The following is a 232-nucleotide window of genomic DNA, read 5'->3' on the forward strand; positions in this document are numbered from 1 at the left end:
GACAGGAATGCGTAAAGGTGAAATGATGGGGTTAACATGGAATGATATCGACTTTAAAAATAAGACAATAACTATTAATAAAGCTCGGACACGAACAGGGCTTGGGCCACCGAAAAGCGATAATGGCTATAGGAAAATTAGTATGAACAATGAATTATACGCACAATTAAAGAGGTACAAAGCTTGGTGTATTAAAAAGAAGTGGGATCGAAGTATGAAACATGAAGATACT

General features: G+C 36.2%; 1 protein-coding gene. It reads left to right on the forward strand.

The features are described 5' to 3' along the window. Positions 1–7 precede the first annotated feature (7 nt). The coding region (locus SB660_RS24115; protein ID WP_486304233.1) for a site-specific integrase at positions 8–232 on the forward strand (225 nt) is incomplete at its 3' end.

Source organism: Bacillus sp. SIMBA_005 (assembly GCF_046535585.1).
GTDB lineage: Bacteria > Bacillota > Bacilli > Bacillales > Bacillaceae > Bacillus > Bacillus pumilus.